We start from the raw sequence: 1,381 nt of genomic DNA, 5'->3' as shown, positions 1-1,381 counted from the left end.
GGGTCTGTCCGATAAACGGTGTGTGGGGTCCGGCGTTTTCATTAGTAGTTGGTCTTCTCGAAGCGTCCTGCGAAGGTGATCGCGAACGCGTTCAGGGCGGGCTTCCACCTCATGACCCAGCGTGCTCTGCCGCCGCCGGTCGGGTCAAGAGACCTGGTGACGAGGTAAAGACACTTTAGGGCTGCGGCCTCGTTGGGGAAGTGCCCGCGGGCTCTGACAGCCCGCCGGTAGCGGGCGTTGATCGACTCGATCGCATTCGTCGTGCAGATGACCCGACGGATTTCCACGTCGTATTCGAGGAAGGGTACGAATTCCGCCCAGGAGGATTCCCAGAGCTTCACGATCGCCGGATACCGGGCACCCCACTCAGTTGTGAACTCCTCGAACCGGTCCTTCGCCGCAGCCTCGGACGGAGCCGTGTAAACCGGTTTGAGGGCTCTGACGATCCCGTCGCGGTGTTGGCGGCCGGCGTAGCGGAAGCTGTTGCGGATCAGGTGCACCACGCACTGCTGAACGACCGTCCGCTGCCACGTCGTCGTGATTGCCTCCGGTAGGCCCTTGAGCCCGTCGCAGACCGCGATGAGGACGTCCTCAACACCGCGGTTCTTCAGCTCGGAGAAGACCTGCAGCCAGAACCTGGCACCTTCGCCTCCGTCGCCGGCCCAGATCCCGAGGATGTCGCGTTCCCCGTTCGTGGTGACGCCCATGACCACGTAGAACGGGGTGTTCCGGACCTGCCCGTCCCGGACCTTCACCACGATCGCGTCCACGAAAAGGACCGGGTAGAGCGGATCCAGCGGCCGGGAAGCCCACTCGGCCAGTTCACCGGCGACCTTCTCCGTGATTCGACTGATGGTGTCCTTGGAGACTCTCGCCCCGTAGACCTCCTCGAAATGCGCGGCGATCTCACCGGTCGTCAATCCGCGGGCGGAGAGGGAGAGGACGATCTCGTCGATGCCGTCCAGGCGTCGTTTGCGTTTGGGCACGATCACCGGTTCGAACGACCCGTCCCGGTCCCTCGGCACCTCGATCTCGACGGGGCCGATCTCGGTCAGCACCGTCTTCGACCGCGTGCCGTTGCGCATGTTCGCCGCGATCGGTGTCTGCCCGTGCTCGTGTCCGAGGTGCTCTGTCAGCTCGGCGTCCAACGCGGTTTCGAGGACGTTCTTCGTGAGCTGGTTCAATAGCCCACCCGGCCCGACAAGGCTCACACCCTGCTCCTTGGCCTGGGCGAGTAGCTGCTCGGCGAGCTCTTTCTGGTCGATGATTTCTCCTGTCACAGGATCGATCATCGTCTCTGTTGCTTCGGTCGTGAAGTCTTTCACGGCCATCTCCTTTCGGATCAGGCCGGACCCTCACACACCGTTATTCAGACAGTCCC

At 63.1% G+C, this 1,381-nt stretch carries 1 protein-coding gene; it reads right to left on the bottom strand.

Annotated features, from left to right (window positions below; translation table 11 throughout):
* Positions 1–41: 41 nt before the first annotated feature.
* Entirely contained in the window at positions 42–1,292 is a 1,251-nt protein-coding gene (locus AC792_RS10420; protein ID WP_152916144.1) for an IS256 family transposase, read from the bottom strand.
* Positions 1,293–1,381: the final 89 nt, after the last annotated feature.

Origin of the sequence: Arthrobacter sp. RIT-PI-e (genome assembly GCF_001187915.1) — a bacterium.
In the GTDB taxonomy this organism is placed as follows: Bacteria; Actinomycetota; Actinomycetes; order Actinomycetales; family Micrococcaceae; genus Arthrobacter_D.
Note: the sequence above shows the minus strand (reverse complement) of the source record. Positions and strands in the feature narration are given on the sequence as shown.

Excerpts from the sequence above, each read along its gene's own strand:
- AC792_RS10420 (WP_152916144.1), bottom strand. The coding sequence starts at position 1,292 with ATGATCGATCCTGTGACAGGAGAAATCATCGACCAGAAAGAGCTCGCC.